General features: G+C 64.3%; 19 protein-coding genes and 1 pseudogene. 11 read left to right on the top strand and 9 right to left on the bottom strand.

Going from position 1 to position 19,131, the window contains the following annotated elements:
• The first annotated feature begins 106 nt into the window (after nt 1-106).
• From NKH06_RS06935 to NKH06_RS06920, 4 genes are read left to right on the top strand one after another with little or no spacing between them, the layout of a single operon-like run.
• Nucleotides 107-1,402 carry an ArgE/DapE family deacylase gene (locus tag NKH06_RS06935; RefSeq protein ID WP_352892592.1) on the top strand — a complete coding sequence of 432 codons (1,296 nt, stop codon included), beginning with the start codon at nt 107-109 and terminating at the stop codon, nt 1,400-1,402.
• Nucleotides 1,399-2,457 carry a phosphotransferase gene (locus NKH06_RS06930; protein WP_352892590.1) on the top strand — a complete coding sequence of 353 codons (1,059 nt, stop codon included), beginning with the start codon at nt 1,399-1,401 and terminating at the stop codon, nt 2,455-2,457. The genes NKH06_RS06935 and NKH06_RS06930 overlap by 4 nt, the downstream gene beginning before the upstream one ends.
• On the top strand, nt 2,458-3,765 hold the full coding sequence (locus NKH06_RS06925; RefSeq protein WP_352892588.1) for an aspartate aminotransferase family protein: 1,308 nt from the start codon (nt 2,458-2,460) through the stop codon (nt 3,763-3,765). It begins immediately after the preceding gene.
• Nucleotides 3,766-3,781: 16 nt separating this feature from the next.
• The gene (locus NKH06_RS06920; RefSeq protein WP_352554771.1) at nt 3,782-4,450 is read left to right on the top strand and encodes a GntR family transcriptional regulator; all 669 of its coding nucleotides are present in this window, start codon (nt 3,782-3,784) and stop codon (nt 4,448-4,450) included.
• On the opposite strand, the gene NKH06_RS06915 is transcribed toward NKH06_RS06920, so the two are convergent.
• From NKH06_RS06915 to NKH06_RS06895, 5 genes are read right to left on the bottom strand one after another with little or no spacing between them, the layout of a single operon-like run.
• A complete protein-coding gene (locus NKH06_RS06915; RefSeq protein WP_352892586.1) occupies nt 4,447-5,751 on the bottom strand; it encodes an NAD(P)/FAD-dependent oxidoreductase in 1,305 nt (434 codons plus the stop codon). The genes NKH06_RS06920 and NKH06_RS06915 overlap by 4 nt on opposite strands.
• Nucleotides 5,748-6,731, bottom strand: coding sequence for a branched-chain amino acid ABC transporter permease (locus NKH06_RS06910; RefSeq protein ID WP_023808826.1), 984 nt, complete (start codon nt 6,729-6,731; stop codon nt 5,748-5,750). Before NKH06_RS06910 ends, NKH06_RS06915 begins: the two co-directional genes overlap by 4 nt.
• Complete coding sequence (locus NKH06_RS06905) at nt 6,728-7,636, bottom strand: branched-chain amino acid ABC transporter permease (protein ID WP_128302370.1); 909 nt, start codon at nt 7,634-7,636, stop codon at nt 6,728-6,730. Before NKH06_RS06905 ends, NKH06_RS06910 begins: the two co-directional genes overlap by 4 nt.
• Nucleotides 7,633-8,382: a branched-chain amino acid ABC transporter ATP-binding protein gene (locus tag NKH06_RS06900; RefSeq protein ID WP_128302371.1), complete on the bottom strand. Its 750-nt coding sequence runs from the start codon at nt 8,380-8,382 to the stop codon at nt 7,633-7,635. The genes NKH06_RS06905 and NKH06_RS06900 overlap by 4 nt, the downstream gene beginning before the upstream one ends.
• On the bottom strand, nt 8,379-9,176 hold the full coding sequence (locus NKH06_RS06895; protein ID WP_128302372.1) for an ABC transporter ATP-binding protein: 798 nt from the start codon (nt 9,174-9,176) through the stop codon (nt 8,379-8,381). The genes NKH06_RS06900 and NKH06_RS06895 overlap by 4 nt, the downstream gene beginning before the upstream one ends.
• A 127-nt stretch (nt 9,177-9,303) precedes the next feature.
• On the opposite strand from NKH06_RS06895, the gene NKH06_RS06890 reads away from it, so the two are divergent.
• The 7 genes and pseudogenes from NKH06_RS06890 (at nt 9,304) to NKH06_RS06860 (ending at nt 15,204) form a co-directional block, all read left to right on the top strand.
• Complete coding sequence (locus NKH06_RS06890) at nt 9,304-10,038, top strand: GntR family transcriptional regulator (RefSeq protein WP_352892584.1); 735 nt, start codon at nt 9,304-9,306, stop codon at nt 10,036-10,038.
• The gene (locus NKH06_RS06885) at nt 10,035-10,517 is read left to right on the top strand and encodes a DUF3830 family protein (protein WP_128302373.1); all 483 of its coding nucleotides are present in this window, start codon (nt 10,035-10,037) and stop codon (nt 10,515-10,517) included. Before NKH06_RS06890 ends, NKH06_RS06885 begins: the two co-directional genes overlap by 4 nt.
• Before the next feature lies 1 nt (nt 10,518).
• Nucleotides 10,519-10,872 (top strand): TIGR04076 family protein, encoded by a 354-nt coding sequence (locus tag NKH06_RS06880; protein ID WP_128302374.1) that lies wholly within the window; start codon nt 10,519-10,521, stop codon nt 10,870-10,872.
• On the top strand, nt 10,869-11,924 hold the full coding sequence (locus NKH06_RS06875; protein WP_128302375.1) for an aldo/keto reductase: 1,056 nt from the start codon (nt 10,869-10,871) through the stop codon (nt 11,922-11,924). Before NKH06_RS06880 ends, NKH06_RS06875 begins: the two co-directional genes overlap by 4 nt.
• On the top strand, nt 11,921-12,349 hold the full coding sequence (locus tag NKH06_RS06870; protein ID WP_023808818.1) for a DUF4440 domain-containing protein: 429 nt from the start codon (nt 11,921-11,923) through the stop codon (nt 12,347-12,349). Before NKH06_RS06875 ends, NKH06_RS06870 begins: the two co-directional genes overlap by 4 nt.
• 48 nt (nt 12,350-12,397) lie before the next feature.
• The gene (locus NKH06_RS06865; protein WP_127327037.1) at nt 12,398-13,657 is read left to right on the top strand and encodes an ABC transporter substrate-binding protein; all 1,260 of its coding nucleotides are present in this window, start codon (nt 12,398-12,400) and stop codon (nt 13,655-13,657) included.
• A 145-nt stretch (nt 13,658-13,802) separates the two neighbouring features.
• Nucleotides 13,803-15,204 (top strand): annotated as a pseudogene (locus tag NKH06_RS06860) (FAD-binding oxidoreductase).
• Between the two features lie 15 nt (nt 15,205-15,219).
• Here the strand turns inward: NKH06_RS06860 and NKH06_RS06855 are convergent.
• The 4 genes from NKH06_RS06855 to NKH06_RS06840 form a co-directional block, all read right to left on the bottom strand.
• Nucleotides 15,220-16,020 carry an ABC transporter permease gene (locus tag NKH06_RS06855; RefSeq protein ID WP_128302376.1) on the bottom strand — a complete coding sequence of 267 codons (801 nt, stop codon included), beginning with the start codon at nt 16,018-16,020 and terminating at the stop codon, nt 15,220-15,222.
• On the bottom strand, nt 16,017-16,889 hold the full coding sequence (locus tag NKH06_RS06850; RefSeq protein WP_352609326.1) for an ABC transporter permease: 873 nt from the start codon (nt 16,887-16,889) through the stop codon (nt 16,017-16,019). The genes NKH06_RS06855 and NKH06_RS06850 overlap by 4 nt, the downstream gene beginning before the upstream one ends.
• A complete protein-coding gene (locus NKH06_RS06845) occupies nt 16,886-17,989 on the bottom strand; it encodes an ABC transporter ATP-binding protein (protein WP_352609327.1) in 1,104 nt (367 codons plus the stop codon). Before NKH06_RS06845 ends, NKH06_RS06850 begins: the two co-directional genes overlap by 4 nt.
• 76 nt (nt 17,990-18,065) lie before the next feature.
• Nucleotides 18,066-19,091: an ABC transporter substrate-binding protein gene (locus NKH06_RS06840; RefSeq protein WP_127255164.1), complete on the bottom strand. Its 1,026-nt coding sequence runs from the start codon at nt 19,089-19,091 to the stop codon at nt 18,066-18,068.
• Nucleotides 19,092-19,131 lie beyond the last annotated feature (40 nt).

Raw genomic sequence — 19,131 nt, 5'->3', positions numbered from 1 at the left:
CATTGAACGGCAAGTCCTGGACTGAAAGTTTGGCGCGTATGCCTCTTGCATTTCACAGAAATGGCATATGAGATATGATACACCATTCAGATGAAAGTGAAACATAATGCCTGAGCGGATTGCGGACGAGGCCATTCTCAGCGCGGTCGATGGCGGCTTCGCGCGGCAGGTAGCGTTTCTGCAAGACCTCGTGCGTTTTCCTTCGCAGCGTGGTGAGGAACATGCCGCACAATCGTTCATGGCGGCTGCCTACGAGGCTGACGGCTATGCCGTCGACATGTGGCGCGTCGATGTCGATGCGATTCGCGACCTGCCGGGTTTTTCACCCGTGGCAGTTTCTTATGACGACGCCTTCAATGTCGTTGCCACGCATACGCCGCGAAACGCGACCGGCCGCTCGCTGATCCTCAACGGCCATATAGATGTCGTTCCGACCGGACCGCTCGACCGCTGGGTGCGCGATCCCTACGATCCGGTGGTCCAGGACGGCTGGATGCATGGCCGCGGCGCCGGCGACATGAAGGCCGGCCTGTCCGCCTGCCTCCATGCGCTGGCCGCATTGCGCAGCCTTGGCTATCAGCCTGCCGCGAACGTGTATCTCCAGTCGGTGGTCGAGGAAGAATGCACCGGCAATGGCGCGCTCGCCTGCCTGCAGCGTGGCTACCGCGCCGACGCCGCTTTCATTCCCGAACCGCTGGAGCCGAGACTGATGCGGGCGCAGGTCGGGCCGATCTGGTTCCGGGTCGAGGTTGACGGCGATCCGCAGCATGCGTCGGGTGCATTCTCGGCCGGGGCCAATGCCATCGAAAAGGCGTTCGTCATCATCCAGGCGCTGAAGCAGCTCGAAATCGTCTGGAACGCGCGCAAGGTCGACGACAGGCATTTTCACGATCACCCGCACCCGATCCGCTTCAATCTCGGCAAGATCGAAGGCGGCGAATGGACATCGAGCGTTCCGGCGCGATGTGTCTTCGAGATGCGGGTCGCTACCTATCCCGGCCAGAAGCTCGAGGACGCCAGGGCCGAGCTTGAGGCCTGTATCGCCGAAGCGGCGCGTGCCGATCCGTTCCTGGCCAATCGCCCACCGATGATGACCTACAACGGCTTCATGGCCGAGGGCTATGTGCTGGAAGGCGCCGACGAGATGGAAGCGGTGCTGCGTCGCAGCCACACCGCCGTGTGGGGCGAGCCGCTGACGGAGCACGTCACCTCGGCGACCACTGATGCGCGCTTCTTCGGCCTCTATGCTGACACGCCGGCGATCGTCTACGGCCCGATCTGCCGCATGCCGCATGGCTATGACGAGGCCGTCGATCTCGACTCGGTGCGCAAGGTCACCCAGACGATCGCGCTGTTCATCGCCGACTGGTGCGGCCTCGAACCTATCGAGGCCAAGCCATGAATGCAGCCGTCCCCGATGCTTTCGGCGAAACGCTCGCCGAGGACGCGCCCCATGTCTCGACGACCGACGCGCTTGCCATCCTGCGCCGGCACTACGGGCTGACCGGCACCGCGCGTCCGCTGCCTGGCGAACGCGACCACAATTTCCACATCCAGGCCGACGGCGAGCGTGAGTTCGTTCTAAAGATCTCCCATCCGGCGGAAGAGGCCGGCTTCACCGATTTCCAGAACAAGGCGCTCGACCACATCCTTGCAGTCGACCCCACCTTGCCGGTTCCCTCGGTGCGCAAAAGCCTTGAGGGCGAAGCGCAATTTACGGCCAGTGTTGGTGGATCGGCACCGCGCATCGTCCGGCTGGTGACTTATCTGCCCGGTCAGCTGCTGTCGCGCTCGCCGACTTCCGATGCGCAGGATCGCAATCTCGGCGTCTTCCTCGCCCGCCTTGGCCGGGCGCTGCGCGGTTTCTTCCACCCGGCCGCCGGCAGCGACCTGCTCTGGGATATCCGCAAGGTCGCCAAGACGCGGCCGATGCTGGCGCACATCACTGATCCGGACCGGAGGGCGATGGTCGAGCGCGCGATCGACTCCTTCGAGCAGCATGCGGCGCCGGTCATCCCGACCCTGCGCGCGCAGATCGTCCATAACGACATGAACTCCTACAATGTGATGATGGACGCGTCGCGGCCGGAGGTCGTCAGCGGCATCCTCGATTTCGGCGACATGATCCATTCGCCGCTGATCTGCGACCTCGCCATCGGCGCCGTCTACCGCTGGCCGGCGGAAGGCCATCCGCTGGCGCCGGCAGCACGTTTTGTCGCCGGCTATCAATCGGTCCAGCCACTGGAGGAGGAAGAGATCGGCATTCTCTTCGATCTGATCCGTGCCCGCCTTGCGCTCATCGTCAACATCGCCAGCTGGCAGGCCGAGCGCTTCCCGGCCAAGCGCGACTATGTGCTGCGCCTCGCCACCGAAGTCTGGGCCTCACTCGAACGGCTGGACGGCCTGTCGTCCGCTGATGCCCGCCGCTATTTTCTCGACCATTCCAATCCGGAGTAGATGCTCGTGTCCCAATCCTCGCTATACCCTGCAAATGCCGACGCGGCATCGGAGCGCGCGCTGCTCGAACGCCGCGCCAGGCTGCTCGGGCCGACCTACCGCGCCTTCTATCGCAACCCCATCCATCTTGTGCATGGCAGCGGTGTGTGGCTCTACGATGCGCAGGGCCGCAAGTTCCTCGACGCCTACAACAACGTCGCCTCGGTCGGCCACTGCCATCCGCGTGTCGTCGAGGCGCTGTCGGGGCAGGCCGCCACGCTCAACACCCACACACGCTATCTCAGCGAAATCATCCTCGATTACGCGGAAAAACTCCTCGGCACCGTCCCGGCCCATCTCGGTCACGCCATGTTCACCTGTACCGGCAGCGAGGCCAACGACCTCGCCATCCGCATCGCCCAGCATTCCAGCGGCGGCACCGGGGTGATCATCACCGACTTCGCCTATCACGGCGCCACGATCGCAACGGCGCAGCTGTCGCCGGCGGCGGTCGGGGCAAAGGGCGTGCCCGCGCAGCACCGCACCGTGACAGCGCCGGACACGTTCCGCGACCATGGCCGGGCCGCGAATGATTTTGCGAAAAATGTCGCAGCAGCCATTGAGGACATGGGCGCAAGAAATGTCCGGCCGGCGGCGCTGCTCCTCGATTCGGCCTTTTCCAGCGACGGCATCTTCTTTCCGGATGCGGCGGTAATGCGCGAGGCGGCCGACAATGTAAAAAAGGCCGGCGGCATCGTCATTGCCGATGAGGTCCAGTCTGGCTTCGGCCGGCTCGGCCAGGGCATGTGGGGCTTCGCCAATTATGGCATCGAGCCGGACATCGTCACGATGGGCAAGCCGATCGGCGACGGGCATCCGATGGGTGCGGTGCTGGTGCGGCCGCAGCTTGTCGCCTCGTTCGGCTCGAACACCGGTTATTTCAACACTTTCGGCGGCAATCCCGTCGCGGCCGCCGTCGGCCTCGCCGTGCTTGAGGTGATCGAGGGCGAAGGTTTGATCGAGAATGCACGCAACGTCGGCGCCTATACGAGTGAACTGCTGCGCGCCCTGCAGAGCCGGCATGGCGCGGTCGCCGATATCAGGCACAACGGCCTCTATTTCGGCGTCGAGCTGACGGCGGACGGTGACGAGGCGCTGGCCGCCACCAAGACATCGGCGGTCGTCGAAACCATGCGCGAGGACGGCGTGCTGATCTCGTCCTGCGGCCCGCGCGGCAATGTGCTGAAGATCAGGCCACCACTGCCCTTTGCCAGGGACAATGCCGAGCAACTGGCCGAGACGCTCGATCGCGCCCTGTCGAACTGGTGATCGGGGCGGGCCGCGCATGCTGAAGCTCGAACATCAAACCCTGAATGACCGCGCCTATGGCTCGCTCAAGCAGGAATTGATTTCCGGTGGCTTCAGCCCCGGGCAGACGCTGGTCATCCGCAAACTCGCCGAGACCTTCGGCATCTCGACGACACCGATCCGCGAGGCGCTGCAGAGGCTTGTCGCCGAGCGGCTGCTCGAGATGCAGAACAACCGCTCGGTCATCGTGCCGTTGCTGTCCGCGCCTGCCTTCGAGGAGCTGACGCGCATCCGCATCGCCGTCGAGGGACTGGCGGGCGAGATGGCAGCGACCAGGATGACGGAGAGCGCGCTCGCTGACATCCAGGCCACGCTCGCCGGCATGCAGCGTGCCATCGAGGCCGGTGACGCTCGGGCCTATCTGACGCTGAACGAAGCGTTCCACTTTGCCATCTACCAGCAGGCCGGCGCGCCGATCCTGTTGAACATGATCCGCGACCTCTGGGGGCGGGTTGGACCCTATCTCAAGCTGCTGATGCAGGCCGATCGCTACATCCCGCACTCCAACGACGCGCATCGCAAGATCGTCGCCGCACTGGAGCAACGCAGCGGCCCCACTGTGCGGGTCTTCATAGAAGAGGACATCGCGATGGCGGCCGCCGTGCTGTCGGCAAACCTTGACGCTGCCAAGCTACTGTCGGCCTAGCTCGTCCTGTCCAGCCGATCGCGCAGCATGCTCCAGCCGAGCAGCATGTTGGGCGCGTGCCGCAGCAAGGCATGGAACGGGATTGGCGCCGGCGGCGCAAAGGGCAGCGACAGGTCGCGGGCCTCGGTTCCAGCGGCCCAGTCCGCCAGAACCTTGCCCATCGCCGTGGTCATGGCGATGCCGCGGCCGTTGCAGGCGCGCCCGGCGATCAGGCCTGGGCCGAGGTCGATTAGGTGCGGCAGGAAATCCGGTTCGACCGCGGCCATTCCCGACCAGCTATAGGCGAGTGGCGGCAGGTCGGGCAGATTGAGATGTCGGCCAAGCCTTCGCCAGATCGTCTGCGGTACGCGCGTGTCGGCACCGGTGCCAAGGATGTGCATGCCGCCGCTGATCAGCCGGTTATCGGCGTCGAAGCGGAAGGTGAAGAGATTGCGCCTGGTGTCGCCGACACCTTGCCCACCGGGCAAGAGGCGCGCGCGGATTTCGGGCGGCAGCGGCGCCGTGGCGATCTGGAAAACCTTGAGCGGGAAATAGGTTCGCTGCAATGACGGATTGAGGGACCAGCCATAGGCGTTGGTGGCGATCAACACCTTTGCGGCGCGTACCGATCCCGCCGGCGTTTTCAGCACCCAGCCATCGGCTATGCGATCAACCGAGGTGACGCGCGTCAGCTCGAAGATGCGCGCGCCGGCCTTCTCCGCCGCATCGGCGAGCCCGCGTGCATAGGCGACCGGATTGAGCACGCCGCCAGAACGATCCATCCAGCCACCGACATAGCCTGGCACACCCGTCAGTGCTTCGACTTCCTGCCGATCCAGTGTGACTGCCGGCCGGCCAAGCTGTGCCCATTGCCCGGCACGTGACTTGACCTTCTCGAAGGCGGCTGGCGAATGCGCCGGCTGGATCCACCCGTTCTGCACCGCGTCGCAGTCGATGCCGTGCTGCCGGATCAGGCGGAAGACCAGGTCGGCGCTGCCGGCGGCGAAATCGATCAGTCTTTCGCCGCGCGAAGGTCCGAGATGGGCCAGTATGTCGACCGGGTCCATCTTGGCGAAGTTTGGTACGACGAAGCCCGCATTCCTGCCGGTCGCGCCCCAGGCGATGAATTCGGCTTCGAGAACGGCGACGGAAAGGCCTTTCCCGGCGGCGTGCAGCGCGGTTGAAAGGCCGGAAAAGCCGCCGCCGACAATGGCCAGGTCGACATTGAGCCCACCTTGCAGCGCCGGCCGCTCGCGGCGGCTACCGCTGACGGCATGCCAGAGCGAAGCGCCTTGTGCCTCCTGCCGGATCACGGCATTCATGAGCCGGAACTGCTCTCGCCCGCAGCGATCTTCGCCCGCTTGCTGAAGCGGCGCCGCCGCGGCCTGTCGCCGAACAGGCCGTTCGGCCGGATCAGCAGGATGACGCAGAGCATGACGCCGATGGCGGCGATCTGCAGCGCGGCGGCGCGAGCCTGCTGTTCCGGCGGGAACAGGATGCTGGTCAGCGTGCCCGATCCGGCCCATATCGCCCACACCAGGATGCTGCCGATGACGGCGCCAAGATTACTGCCCGAGCCGCCGACGATCAGCATCACCCAGACCTGGAAGGTCAGGATCGGCAAATAATTGTCCGGCGCGATGAAGCCGGTGAAGTGCGCCTGCAGCGCGCCGGCCAGCGCCATGATGGCGCCGCCGACGGCAAAGGCCTGGACGCGGTAGAAACGCGCGCTCTTGCCAAGCGAGATCGCCGCCCGCTCATCCTCGCGCAACGCCTTCAAAACCCGCCCCCATGGGCTGCGCGACAGGTGCTCCAAAGCGAGATAGGCGATCAGCGTCACCACCGATACGACCGCGAGGTTGGACAGGTTGAACAGCAGCGGCGTCTCGGCAAGGCTGCCGAAGGGGCGCGGGATGAAACCGATGCCGAACGGGCCGCCGGTCAGCTTCTGCGCGTTGAGCGCGACCAGTTGCACCACCACGGCGACGCCGAAGGTGGTGATCGCAAGATAGTCGGATCTCAGCCGCAGCGTCGCCATGCCGGTAAGCGCCGCGGCGATGCCGCCGACAACCATGGCGCCGAGCCAGCCGACAAGGATCGGCAGGCCGAAGCCGCCCAGCCGCGCGGCATCGTCCGGTGTGGTCAGCAGCGCCGATGTATAGGCGCCGATGGCGACGAAGCCGGCGAGGCCGACATTGAACAGGCCGGTCAGCCCCCATTGCAGATTGAGCCCCAGCGTGACCAGCGAAAAGATCAGCGCGGTGGTCAGGAAGAAGGCGCCGTAGCCGAGCAGGTCCATCAGCGTTCCCTCACACCAAACAGGCCGATAGGCCGCACGAACAGCACCGCCATCAGGATGATGAAGGAGACGGCGGCGCGCCACTCGGCTCCGATCAGCTGTACTGCACCGGCTTCGGCGAACCCGATGATCAAGCCACCGAGCACCGCGCCAGGAATGCTGCCGATGCCGCCGAGAATGGCGGCAGCGAACATCGGCAGCAGCATGTCGAAACCCATGAACGGGCGGATCTGCACCAGAATGCCGATCATCACGCCGGCCACGCAGGCCAGCGCCCCGCCGATGACCCAGGTGACGCGCACCACGCTGGCGACATCGATGCCGACGATGCGGGCCAGTGCCGCGTTCTGGCTCAGGGCCTGCATCGAGCGGCCGGTTTGCGTGCGCGTCATCAACAGATGCACGCCGAGCACCAGCACCGCGGTCAGTAGCAGCAGGGCGATCTGGTCGGGCGTGATGCGGATGCCGAAGCCGACCGGCATGGCGATCTGGATTGCCCGGCTGAAATAGGTCGGCCGCGAGGTGAAAGTGAATTCGAGCAAGCTTCTCAGCGCCATCGAGGCGCCGAAGCTCGCCATCACCACGATGATCGCCTGGCCTTGCGAGCGAAGCCGCGAAAACAGCACCTTGTCGAGCAGCAGCGCCAAGAGCGCGGTGAAGGCCATGCCGATAGCGAGCGCAACAATGAGCGGCCAGCCGAAGGACAACGGTGCGATCGGCGCCACCTTGCCGACTGTCGCGCCGATGGCGCTGACGACGGCCAGCGTCGCATAGGTTCCCCAGGCCATGAAGTCGCCATGGGCAAAGTTCGAGAAGCGCAGGATCGAATAGGTGAGCGTCACGCCGATGGCGCCGAGGCCGATCATCGAACCCGTCAGCAATCCGTCGACGACAAATTGCAGGCTCATGCCGCACCTCCCGTGTCGGCCTTACGGGGGCGCTGGCCAAGATAGAGTTCGGCGACCACCGGATCGTTCCATAGTTCGGAGGCGATGCCCTCGTGCCGGTCCTTGCCTTCGACCAGCACATAGGCGCGGTCGCCGATGGCGAGTGCCGCCTTGGCATTCTGCTCGACCAAAAGGATGGTGACGCCGGACTTGCGGATGCCGGCCAGCATCTCGAACACCATCGAGACGAATTTCGGCGACAGGCCGGCCGACGGCTCGTCCAGAACCAGCACTTTGGGGTGGACGATCAGCGCGCGCGCGACGGCCAGCATCTGCCGCTGCCCGCCCGACAAATTGCCGGCGGCGGTGCGACGCTGGCGCACGAGATCGGGGAAGGCCGAATACATCTCCTCGATGCGGCCAGGGATCTCGCGCCGTTCGAGGATGCCGCAGGCGACTTTGAGATTGTCCTCGACCGACATCAGCGGAAAGATGTTTTCGGTCTGCGGCACGAAGGCAAGCCCGAGCCGAACCATGGTGTGGGCAGGCGCGGCCGTGATGTCCTTGCCGTCCAGAAACACCGTGCCGCCGGTGATCGGGACGAGGCCGGCGATTGCCTTGATGAAGCTCGACTTGCCGGCGCCGTTGGGGCCCAGCACGACGACGATCTCACCCTTGGCGACGATGATCGAGGCGCCGCGCACGATCGGCACGCCGGGCTCGTAGCCGGCCTCGAGGTCGCGGACATCGAGGACGATCTCGCTCATGCCGCGCCTCCGAGATAGGCCTCGATGACACGTGGGTCGCGGGCGACTTCCTCTGCCGTGCCTTCGCTGAGCAGCTGGCCGCTCGCCATGACGAGGACGCGATGGCAAAGCCGCGTCACCATGTCGATATTGTGCTCGATGAGCAGGAAGGTGATGCCGCGCGCGTTGATATCGCGGATGCGGTCTATGATGACTTCGAGCAGCGTCGCGTTGACTCCGGCGGCCGGTTCGTCGAGCAGGATGATCGCCGGGTCGGCCATCATGACGCGGGCGAGTTCGAGGAGCTTGCGCTGGCCGCCGGAAAGCACGCGCGCCGGCTCGTGTGCGAGGCGGGTGAGGGTGACCAGTTCCAGCAGTTCGAGCGCCTTTGTCCTGGCGGCTCTTTCCTGCGCGGCGACGCGCCATGGCGTGACGAAATTGGCGAGCAGCTTTTCGCCGGCCTGACGTTGTGCCGCCAGCATGATGTTTTCGATCAGCGTCAGATTGGGCAGCGGGCGCGGTATCTGGAAGGTGCGGCCGAGACCGCGTCCGATGCGCAGATGTGCGGCTTCGCCCGAGACTGGCGTACCGTTGAGAAGGATTTCACCGCTGGTCGGCAGGATGCTTCCGGCAAGCAGGTCGAACATCGTCGTCTTGCCGGCGCCGTTGGGGCCGATCAGGCCGAGGATTTCTCCCGCTTTGACTTCAAACGAGACATCGTTGACCGCGACAAGGCCGCCGAACCGCCTGACGACATTTCTTGCCGTCAGAACCGGCGCGCGGGTTTCCCCTTGCCGTTTGGTTGCCTCGCTCATCAAACCCTCTGGCCGAAGACGATCGTTGCCGCCTTCTGATTATTGATTTGTGATCACACTTGCTTTGATCACGCTATTCGGCTTTAATTTGATCCGCAAGCCGAAAACCGGCCAAGAACGGAATTCCATGCAAAAGGCTGCCATCGAAAAGAACAACGAGGCGATCGCGGCCCAACTTGCGCCGGTCGGCCGCGGAACGGTACAGGACCGCGTCTACTCCGAACTGCGCCGTGCCCTGATCGGCGGGCTGTTCGAACCAAGCCAGGTGCTGACCATCCGTGGCTTGGCCGATGCGCTGGTCACCTCGACTATGCCGGTGCGCGAGGCGCTGGGCCGGCTGATCACCGAAAAGGCGCTGGAGGCGTTGCCCAACCGTTCGGTGCGCGTGCCGCCGATCACGCTGGAACGCCTCGACGATCTCTTGCGGGCCCGCATCCTGATCGAGGGCGAGGCGATCGCGCTTGCCGCCGCCCGCATGGGTCCGCGCCAGATCGCCACCATAGAGACCATTCTCGGCGAATGGGACGAGATGCGGGCGCTGAAACACAAGAAGGACGTCGATCGCGAAGTGACGCTCAACCAGAGCTTTCACTTCGAGATCTACCGCTCCTGCGGTTCGGCCGTGCTGATCCCGATGATCGAGAGCCTGTGGCTGCAATCGGGCCCCTGCATCCGTGTCGCCATCTACGCCTTCTCGGAAGCCGGCGAGGTCGACACCGCCCAGTATCACCGCCGCATCGTCACGGCGCTGTCCACGCAGGATGCGCAGGCGGCGCGCGAGTCGCTGGTCGCCGACATCAGCCGCCCCTTCACCTTTCTGCGCAGCAAGCTGCAGGCTGCCGCCGCGAAAGACCAGACATGACCGCCATCAGGATCACCGAGCCGCGCTCGCAGCTTTCCGTCACGGCATTGTTGCTGCCCGAAAAGGCACCGGAAAACGCTGCCTTCCTCTTGGCCTATCTCGGCACGCCACGCGTTGTTCCGGGCATCCACGCGATGTGGACGGGGCCGGAGATTTCCTGTCCGGTTCCACCAGCCGACCTCGAGGGCCAGGCCTATGCAAAACCGCTGCCGGCCGAGAACGCAACGCTGAACCCGCAGCCGGGCGACATCGTGCTGTCCTATGTGCCGCCACGCATGTGGGGCGGCAATCCCAATGCGATCTTCGACATCGGCCTCTATTACGGCCAGGGTGCGCGGCTCCTGTTCCCGATCGGCTGGCTGGCCGGCAGCGTGGTGGCGCAGGTGCGTGCCGGGGAGCGCGATCAGTTCGCCGCCGCTTGCGGCGGCATCCGGCGCAACGGCGCCTGCGATGTCACCTTCAGTCTGGTGGAGGCTTGACATGGCCGACGACAGTTTCGAGCTGTTCGATCTTCGCGTCGAGGTGGTCATCCCGGAGGGCAAGCCGATCTATTGCGGCGCCAGGGCCGGTGACTATTTCGAGCTCAAGGGCGAGATGCTGTCGATGCCGGCAGGGCAGGGCTTTTCGATTTATTCGCTCGCCGCCGTCTTGCCGCTGCTGGCGGCCAAGCAGCGCCCGACCCACCCGAACGACTGGATGACATCGGACGCCGAGATCGCTTGTCCCGATCCCAATTGCGCCAGCCGCCTCCGGATTGTCAGGGTGGCCAAGCGACGGTTCAGCCACGCCGAGACCACAGCGGTGCCGCTGCCGAAGGAGGATGACCTGACATGACCGCCAAGACCTTCGAACTCGGCCCCGGCTACACCATCTCGCGCGTCATTCGCGGCGGCTGGCAGCTGGCCGGCGGCCACGGCGCCATCGACCGCAGCCAAGCGGTTGCCGATCTGATCGCCACCTTCGATGCCGGCATCTGGACCTATGATTGCGCCGACATCTACACCGGTGTCGAGGAGCTCATCGGCGCGGCGCGCCTGCGGCTGGCCAGCGAGCGCGGCCTCGACGTCGCCGCCCGGATGAAGGTGCACACCAAGCTGGTGCCCGACCTGGAACGGCTGGCCAGCATCAGCCGCGACTACATCAGGGGCATCGTCGACCAGTCATTGCGGCGGCTGAAGGCCGAGCGGCTCGATCTCGTCCAGTTCCACTGGTGGGACTATGCGCAGCCTCGCTATGTCGAGGCGATGGGCTGGCTCAACGAGCTTCGGCTGGAAGGCAAGGTGCGCAATCTCGGCACCACCAATTTCGATACGCCGCGGCTCACCGAAATCCTCGCCGCCGGCATCCCGCTTGTCAGTCAACAGCTGCAGTATTCCGTGCTCGACCAGCGGCCGGGCAACAGCCTGGCGGCACTCGCAAAACAGAACGGCGTCGGCTTCCTCTGTTACGGCTCGGTTGCCGGCGGCTTCCTCAGCGACAAATGGCTCGGTGCGGCCGAACCCGCCACGCCGCTCGAAAACCGCTCGCTGGTCAAATACAAGCTGATCATCGATGATTTCGGCGGCTGGGATCTGTTCCAGCACCTGCTTCAGGCACTGAAAGCCATTGGCGACCGCCACGGCGTCGACATTGCCACCATCGCCAGCGCCTGGGTGCTGGAACAGCCGCAAGTGGCGGCTGTCATCGTCGGTGCCCGCAACCAGGCGCACGCCATTGCCAATGCGAAAATCATGGACGTGGCGCTTGACGCCGAGGACCGGGCGCGGATTGCGGCCGTCATCGCGCAAGGCACGGGCCTGGAGGGCGACGTCTACACGCTGGAGCGCGACCGCCACGGACGCCACGGTTCGATCATGCACTACAACCTCAATGCGGGGAAGAAATGAGCGGCGAACCCTCCCTGTTTTCACGCGCCAGCGCCGAAATCATCGACCTGCACCGCTTCTTCGTCGACTGGTTCGTCGCCGCGCGCGCCAACACGGTGGACTTCGGCCGCTTCGAACGCGCCATGGGTAAAGACCTCAGCATGGTGGCGCCGGACGGGCAGGTCCTCGATCGCGAAGCGGTCGTCGACCATGTCCGCTCAAGCCGCGCCTCTTGCGACGACGGTTTTGCCATTTCGATCGAGGACATCCGGCCCGGCTGGCAGGACGCCGATACCATCGTCGTCCTTTATGTCGAAGCGCAGCTGCGCGCAGGCAAGCACAGCCGCCGCCAGTCGAGCGCCGTCTTCACCACCAGTTCATCGGCGCCCAACGGCGTCGAATGGCGACATCTGCATGAGACCTGGCTGCAGGTGCCGGAACGCTGAACAGGCTCCAGAATTCAAATACAGTCGAGTAACGAAAGGGGAACAACAATGACAAAGACGATACTCCAACTCACCACCGCGCTCGCCCTCGTCACGATGGCGGGTGCCGCGCAGGCAGCCGATTGCAAGATCACCGTCGGCCTCGTCATGGAACTGACCGGCCCGGCCGGCGAATACGGTCAGGCCGGGGCCAAGTCGGTCGAGATGGCCTTCCGCGACATCAACGGAGCCGGCGGTGTGCGCGGCTGCGATCTCGTCACCGATACGCGCGACAGCCAGAGCCAGGGCAACATAGCGGTCGACGCAGCCACCCAGCTGGTTCAGGTCAAGAAGGTGCCGGTCATCATCGGCGGCATCATCTCGTCTGTGTCGATCCCGATCCTGACCTCCGTCACCGCGCCAGCCAAGATCGTCCAGGTCTCGCCGGCTTCGTCCTCGCCGACGCTGACCGCGCTCGGCCGCGACGGCAAGACCAACGGCATCTTCTTCCGCACCATCACCTCGGATGCGCTGCAGGGCGTCGCCGCCGCCAAATACGCCGTCGACAAGGGTTTCAAGAAACTGTCGATCATCCACGTCAACAACGATTTCGGCGTCAACATGGTGGCCGAATTCTCGCGTGCCTATAAAGCGCTCGGCGGCACCATCGTCTCCGACACGCCCTATAACGAGAAGCAGTCGAGCTATGCCTCCGAAGTCACGGCGGCGATGGCCGGCGAACCGGACGGGCTCTATCTCGTCAGCACGCCGGTCGACGGTGCAACGGTCGCCCGTACCTGGATCTCGCAGGGCGGCGTGCAGAAATTCCTCCTCAATGACGGCATGAACAGCCCTGATTTCATCGAGTCCGTCGGCGCCGACTATCTGAAGGAAGCCTACGGCACCTCGTCCGGCACCAGCCCGACCGCTTCGACAGAGTACTTCACCAAGAACTACAAGGAATTCTCCGGCATCGAACCGACCAATCCGGCAGCCGACCGTTCCTATGACGCCGGCGCGATTGTTGGCCTCGCCATCGCCATTGCCGGTTCGGAGGATCCGGCCAAGATCAAGGACGCGATGTACAAGGCGGTCGATCCGGCCGGCACGCCGATCTTTGCCGGCAAGGAAGAGTTCGCCAAGGCGCTTGGCCTGATCAAGGACGGCAAGCCGATCCGCTATGAAGGCGTCATCGGCCCTGTCGCCTTCGACAAATATGGCGACATCACCGGCCCGTTCCGGCTGTGGAAGATCGTCGATGGCAAGGTGGCGACCGACGGTGAAATGACCACCGACGACGTCAACGCCCTGCAAGCGAAACTTCAGTAAGACTACCTATTCTCCGGTATCGATCACGATCCCATCGTGGTCGATACCGGACGATTGTCCTGTTTTGCATTACCACGGGCACGGACGACGTCGCTTTGCGTGGACGAGCGTTTGACCGGCAGGCGATCATGGATAGGATCGGCCGATGTCGCCTGAAATCCAACAGCTCCTCTCTGCGCTCGGCGACCGGCTGGGCGCGGGCGGCGTGCTCGCCGGTCCGGAGGTGGATCAGCGCTATCGTGACGATCCCGACGGCAAGCTGGGGGCGCTTCCCGAAGCGGTGCTGCGCCCGCGCGACACACAAGGTGTCGCGGCAGCGCTGGCGGTTTGCAACGATCTCAGCCAGCCGGTTGTCGTCCAGGGAGGACGCACCAGCCTGGCAGGCGCCGCCCGTGTGCAGCCGGGCGAGGTGGTGCTGTCGTTGGAGCGCATGACCGACCTCGCCGTTCCGGATCGCCAGGCTGCTAGCATCGTCGCCGAAGCGGGCGCGACGCTGCAGGCGGTGCAGGAGGCGGCCGACAGCGCCGGGCTGATGTTCGGCGTCGATATCGGCGCACGCGGCTCCGCGACGGTCGGCGGCAACATCGCCACCAATGCCGGCGGCATCCGCGTGCTGCGTTACGGCATGTACCGCTCAGGTTCTGGGACTGGAAGCCGTGCTTGCCGATGGCAGCGTGATGACCTCGCTCAAGGGCTTGCCCAAGGACAATTCCGGCTACGACCTCAGTCAGCTCTTTATCGGCACGGAAGGAACGCTCGGCGTGGTCACCCGCGCCGCGCTCAGGCTGCATCCCAAGCCGGCGTCCGAGGTGAACGCTTTCTGCGCGCTCTCTTCGCTCGATGCGGCAATCGCCCTGCTTGGGCTGCTGCGGCAAAAGCTCGGCCCGCTCCTGTCCGCCTATGAGGTCAACTTCGCACCGCTCTATGACCTCATGGTCGCCAGCATGGCTATGCCGGCGCCGCTGCCGGCAGGCTCGCCCGTCTATCTGCTGGCCGAGATCCAGGGCAGTCAGCCGGAACGCGACGGCGAGCGCTTCGCCGAGGTGTTGATGCAGTTGGTCGAAGACGGTGTCATCGACGATGTGGTGGTCTCGCAATCGCCGCGCGAGTTTCGCGCTCTGTGGGACGTGCGGGAGGACGCCAATCGCGTCCTGTTTTCGATCAAGGGTTTGATCGGCGTCGACATCAGCATCCCGTTGGCCCGCATGGGAGCGTTCCTGCAAGAGGCGGACGCAGCCATCCACGCCGTCGATCCCGGCGCCGACATCTATTTCTTCGGCCATCTCGGCGACGGCAATCTGCATTACCAGGTCCGCACGGTCGATGCGGCGGCGGCATATGACATCGTCTATCGCGGCGTGGCGGCGGCCGGCGGCGGCGTTTCGGCCGAACACGGCATCGGCCTCGACAAGAAGAAGTGGCTGCATCTGGTCCGCAGCGACGCCGAGATCGCCACGATGCGGCGGCTGAAGACAGCCCTTGACCCCAGAAACATCCTCAATCGGGGACGGGTCTTCGACCTCAACCCGACCGCCTTCTCCCGATGACGATTGCCCGCTATCTCAAGTCCGTTCCGTTGCGAGCTGTCTGGGGATGAGAAAGCGGGCGGCAAGCACGCAGAGCAGCACGGTGAACATCAGGATCAGCGCCACCAGCGCATTGATGTCGGGTGAGAAGCCAAGCCGCATCATCGCCCACAACCTGACCGGCAGCGTGCTTTGCGTGCCGGTGACCAGGATGGTGATCATGGTCTCGTCGAACGACAGGGCGAAGGCCAGGATGGCGCCGCCGACCATGGCGCTCGACAGGTTCGGCAGGATGATGCGCCAAAAGGTCTGCCAGCCCGTGGCACCGAGATCGTAGGACGCTTCGACCAGCGTGCGGCTCATCGACTGCAGCCGCATCAGCACCGTGCGGTAGACGATCGCCAGCACGAAAACCGTATGGCCGATGACGACCGTCAGCAGCGAGCGTTCGAGACCGATTTCGCGAAAGAAGATCAGCAGCGCCAGGCCGCTGATGATCGGAGGCATCAGGAACGGCAGGAAGATGATGAACTGCAGCAGCGAGCGTCCGGAGCGGCGCCCATGATAATAGAGCGCCAGCAGCGTTCCGCTGACCACCGACAGGATGACGGTGCAGACGCCGACGATCAGCGTGGTGCGCAAGGCGACCAGTATGTCGTGGTTTTCAGCCAGCGCCACATAGGTCGACAGGGTCGGCGCCGACCAGTCGACGGAGCCATGCGAAATGGTGAAGAACGACGACACGATCGGCACGAACAGCGGGCTGTAGAGCAGCACCGCAACCAGTGTCGTGATCGCGGCCAGAAAGATCGTGGACAGTCGGGGCAGGGCGCTCATACCGAAGTCCCCCGGTTGCGGCCAAAGCGTTCGCCGACGAGGATTGCGGCGATCACCACGACGGCCAGCGCCACCGACAGCGCCGCGCCGAACGGCCAGTTATAGGCCGTGCCGAACTGGCTGTAGAGGATGCGGCCGAAGGTGAAGCCGCTGATGCCGCCGACCATTTGCGGCGTCAGGAAATCGCCGATCGCCAGCACGAAGACGAAGCTCGCCGCCGAAGCGACGCCGGGCAGGCTGAGCGGCAAGGTGATGCGCAGGAAGGTCTGCAAGCTGCTGGCCCCCAGATCGTCCGAGGCACGCAGCAGCACCTGCGGAATCCGCTCCAGCGACAGGAAGATCGGCAGGATGGCGAAGGGAATCAAAAGTAGCGTCAGCGTCAGCAGGATGGCGTTCATGTTGAACACGAAAAGCGTCGACGGTTCCTGCAGGATGCCGAGCGCCACCAGCGCCTTGTTGAGGAAGCCGTTGAGGCCGAGGATGCTGCGGATCGCATAGATCTTGATGACGTAGCTCATCAGCAGCGGCACCAGCAGCAGCATCAGCAAGGCATAGCGCCAACGGCCTTTCAGCGTCGTCAGGAAGTAGGCGGCGGGATAGGCAAGTAGGATGCAGATGATGGCCACCGACACGCACAGCACGATGGTGTTCCAGAACACCGGCAGAAAGACCGGATCGGTGAAGAACCTGATATAGTTGCCCAGGGACAACCCGTAGACGATGGTGCCCTGGTCGACACTGAAGAAGCTGTAGCCGAGGAAGATCGCCAGCGGCACCAGGACGAAGACAACCGGCAAGGCAAACGCCAGCACCGTGACCAGCAGCGACAGTCGTCTTTCCGCAGTGAGTGTCGAGCCGGCTTCGCTCATGCCAGCACCAGATGGCCTTCATGCGGCGCAAACGAAAGCGATACAGCCTCGCCGGATTTGAGCGCGCTGCCGTCGATGCGGCTCGGCACGCGCAGCCGCAAGCGTTGCGCAGCATTGTCTGGGCCTGCCGCGATGGTGGCGACGCTCGATGAGCCGGCAAAGGCCATGTCGGAGATCGTGCCGGAAAAACGGTTGTCGGTGTCCTTTGCGTCTGCAAGATGCAAGGCCTCGGGACGGAACGCAGCGTAGGCGCTGGCGCCATCTGCTGCGGCCTTCAAATGCGGCTGGTCACTGATCGAGCAGACCAGGCGGCCGAGCGCCGTCTCGATCGATCGCAGCTCGCCCTGCACCGGCCCAAGTTTTCCGGACATCAGATTGTTCTCGCCGAAGAAGCGCGCGACGAACTCGCAATTCGGCCTGTAGTAAAGGTCGTGCGGCGTGCCGTGCTGGCGGATATGGCCGGCCTCCATGACGCAGATCCGATCGGCCATGCCGATGGCTTCCTCCTGGTCATGGGTGACGAACAGGAAGGTGGTCTTGATTTCGCGCTGGATGGATTTCAGGAAGACCTGCATCTGCCTGCGCAGTTCGAGGTCGAGCGCCGCCAGCGGCTCATCGAGCAGGATCAGGCGCGGCTGGCAGATCAGTGCACGGGCGAGCGCGACACGCTGGCGCTGGCCGCCGGAGAGCTGCGCCGGAAAGCGGTCGGCGAAACGTCCGAGCTGGACCAGGTCCAGCGCCTCCGCGACACGGCGCGCGATTTCCTTGCGCTGGATATGGCGAACCGAAAGCCCGTAGCCAACATTGCCGGAAACGGTCAGGTGCGGAAACAGCGCATAGTCCTGGAATACCGTGTTGAACGGCCGTCGGTTGATCGGCATGCGGCTGATGTCTTGCCCATCCAGGCGGATCTCGCCTGACGTCAGCGGTTCCAGTCCGCCGATCAGCCGCAGCACCGTGGTCTTGCCGGAGCCCGAAGGCCCGAGCACGGTGAGGAACTCACCATCCCGGATCGACAGGTCGATGTCGTGCAGCACGGGGACCGTGCCGTAGGATTTCGAGACGGACCGCAGCGTCAAGAGGTCGGTGTTCTGGTTCATGAAATACTCTCGCATACGCTTCGGCGGTCCGGAACCTCCGGACCGCCGGGTCCTTCGAAGGCATAGAGCGGAAAGATCAGGGCGTAGCCTTGACCTCGTTCCACATGTCCGAACGCTTGAGCGGGTCCTCGACATTGTTGAGCCAGACCAGCTTGTCGTTGCCGCCGGCGCTGCCGGTTTCCGTCACCGTGTTGCCGAAGCCGGTGCGCTCGGAAAGCTCGCCGCCGACCTTCTTGCTCAGCATGAAGTCGATCCATTTCTCGGCTGCCGCATTGTCACGGACACCCTTGGAAATGACCCAGTTGTCGAGCCAGGCGAGCGCGCCCTCGCTTGGGTTGACGTAGGCGACATGGGCGCCGATCTTCTGCAGCGCCTTGACCTGCTGCTGGCCGTAATTGGCCCAGATCAGGGCCACGTCATTGTTCTGGTAGATCTGCTGCGCCTCGTCGGCGGTGGTGTAGAAGCTCAGCACGTTGCGCTTGAGTTCGACCAGCTTGGCCTTGACCGCCGCCATCTGCTCTTCGTTGAGGTTGAACGGATCCTTGTAGCCGAGCGTCAGTGCGGTGAACGAGAAATTGTGCTCGCCATTGTCATAGGCCAGAACCTTGCCCTTGTAGGCCGGGTCCCACAGAACCGACATCGAGGTCGGCGCCGGCTTGACCTTGTCCGTGTCGTAGATCAGGCCGATGGAGTCGAAGCAGAACGGAATGCCGTAGACCTTGCCGTCCTTGGTCACGCCGCTGACCGCCGTCAGGTCGCGGAAGCGCGGCAGCACTTCTTTCTGGTTGGCGAGCTTCGTGACGTCGATCGGCGACACCAGGTCGGCCTTGATGTAGCGCTGCAACTGGGCGGTGTTGACGGCGAAGACGTCGAAGTCCTGGCCTTCGCTTCCCTTGATCTTGGCCCAGATCTCGTCGTCGCTGCCGATGAAGACGACATCGACGCCGATGCCGGTCGCGGCGGTGAAGTCCTTGACCCAGTCGGCATCGGCGTAGCCGTCCCAGGCCAGTACCCGCAGGTTCGCGGCGAGCGCCGCCGATGTCATCAGGCCGATGCCGAGCCCGATTGTCGCTAGTCTTAGAAACGCTTTCTTCAGTCCCATTTTTAATCTCCCATTGTCGTTCTGGTGGACCGTAATTTCC

The sequence above is a fragment of the Mesorhizobium sp. M1342 genome (assembly GCF_040317955.1).
GTDB lineage: Bacteria > Pseudomonadota > Alphaproteobacteria > Rhizobiales > Rhizobiaceae > Mesorhizobium.
The sequence above is the reverse complement of the archived record's forward strand: the minus strand, read 5'-3'. Positions and strand labels throughout refer to the sequence as shown.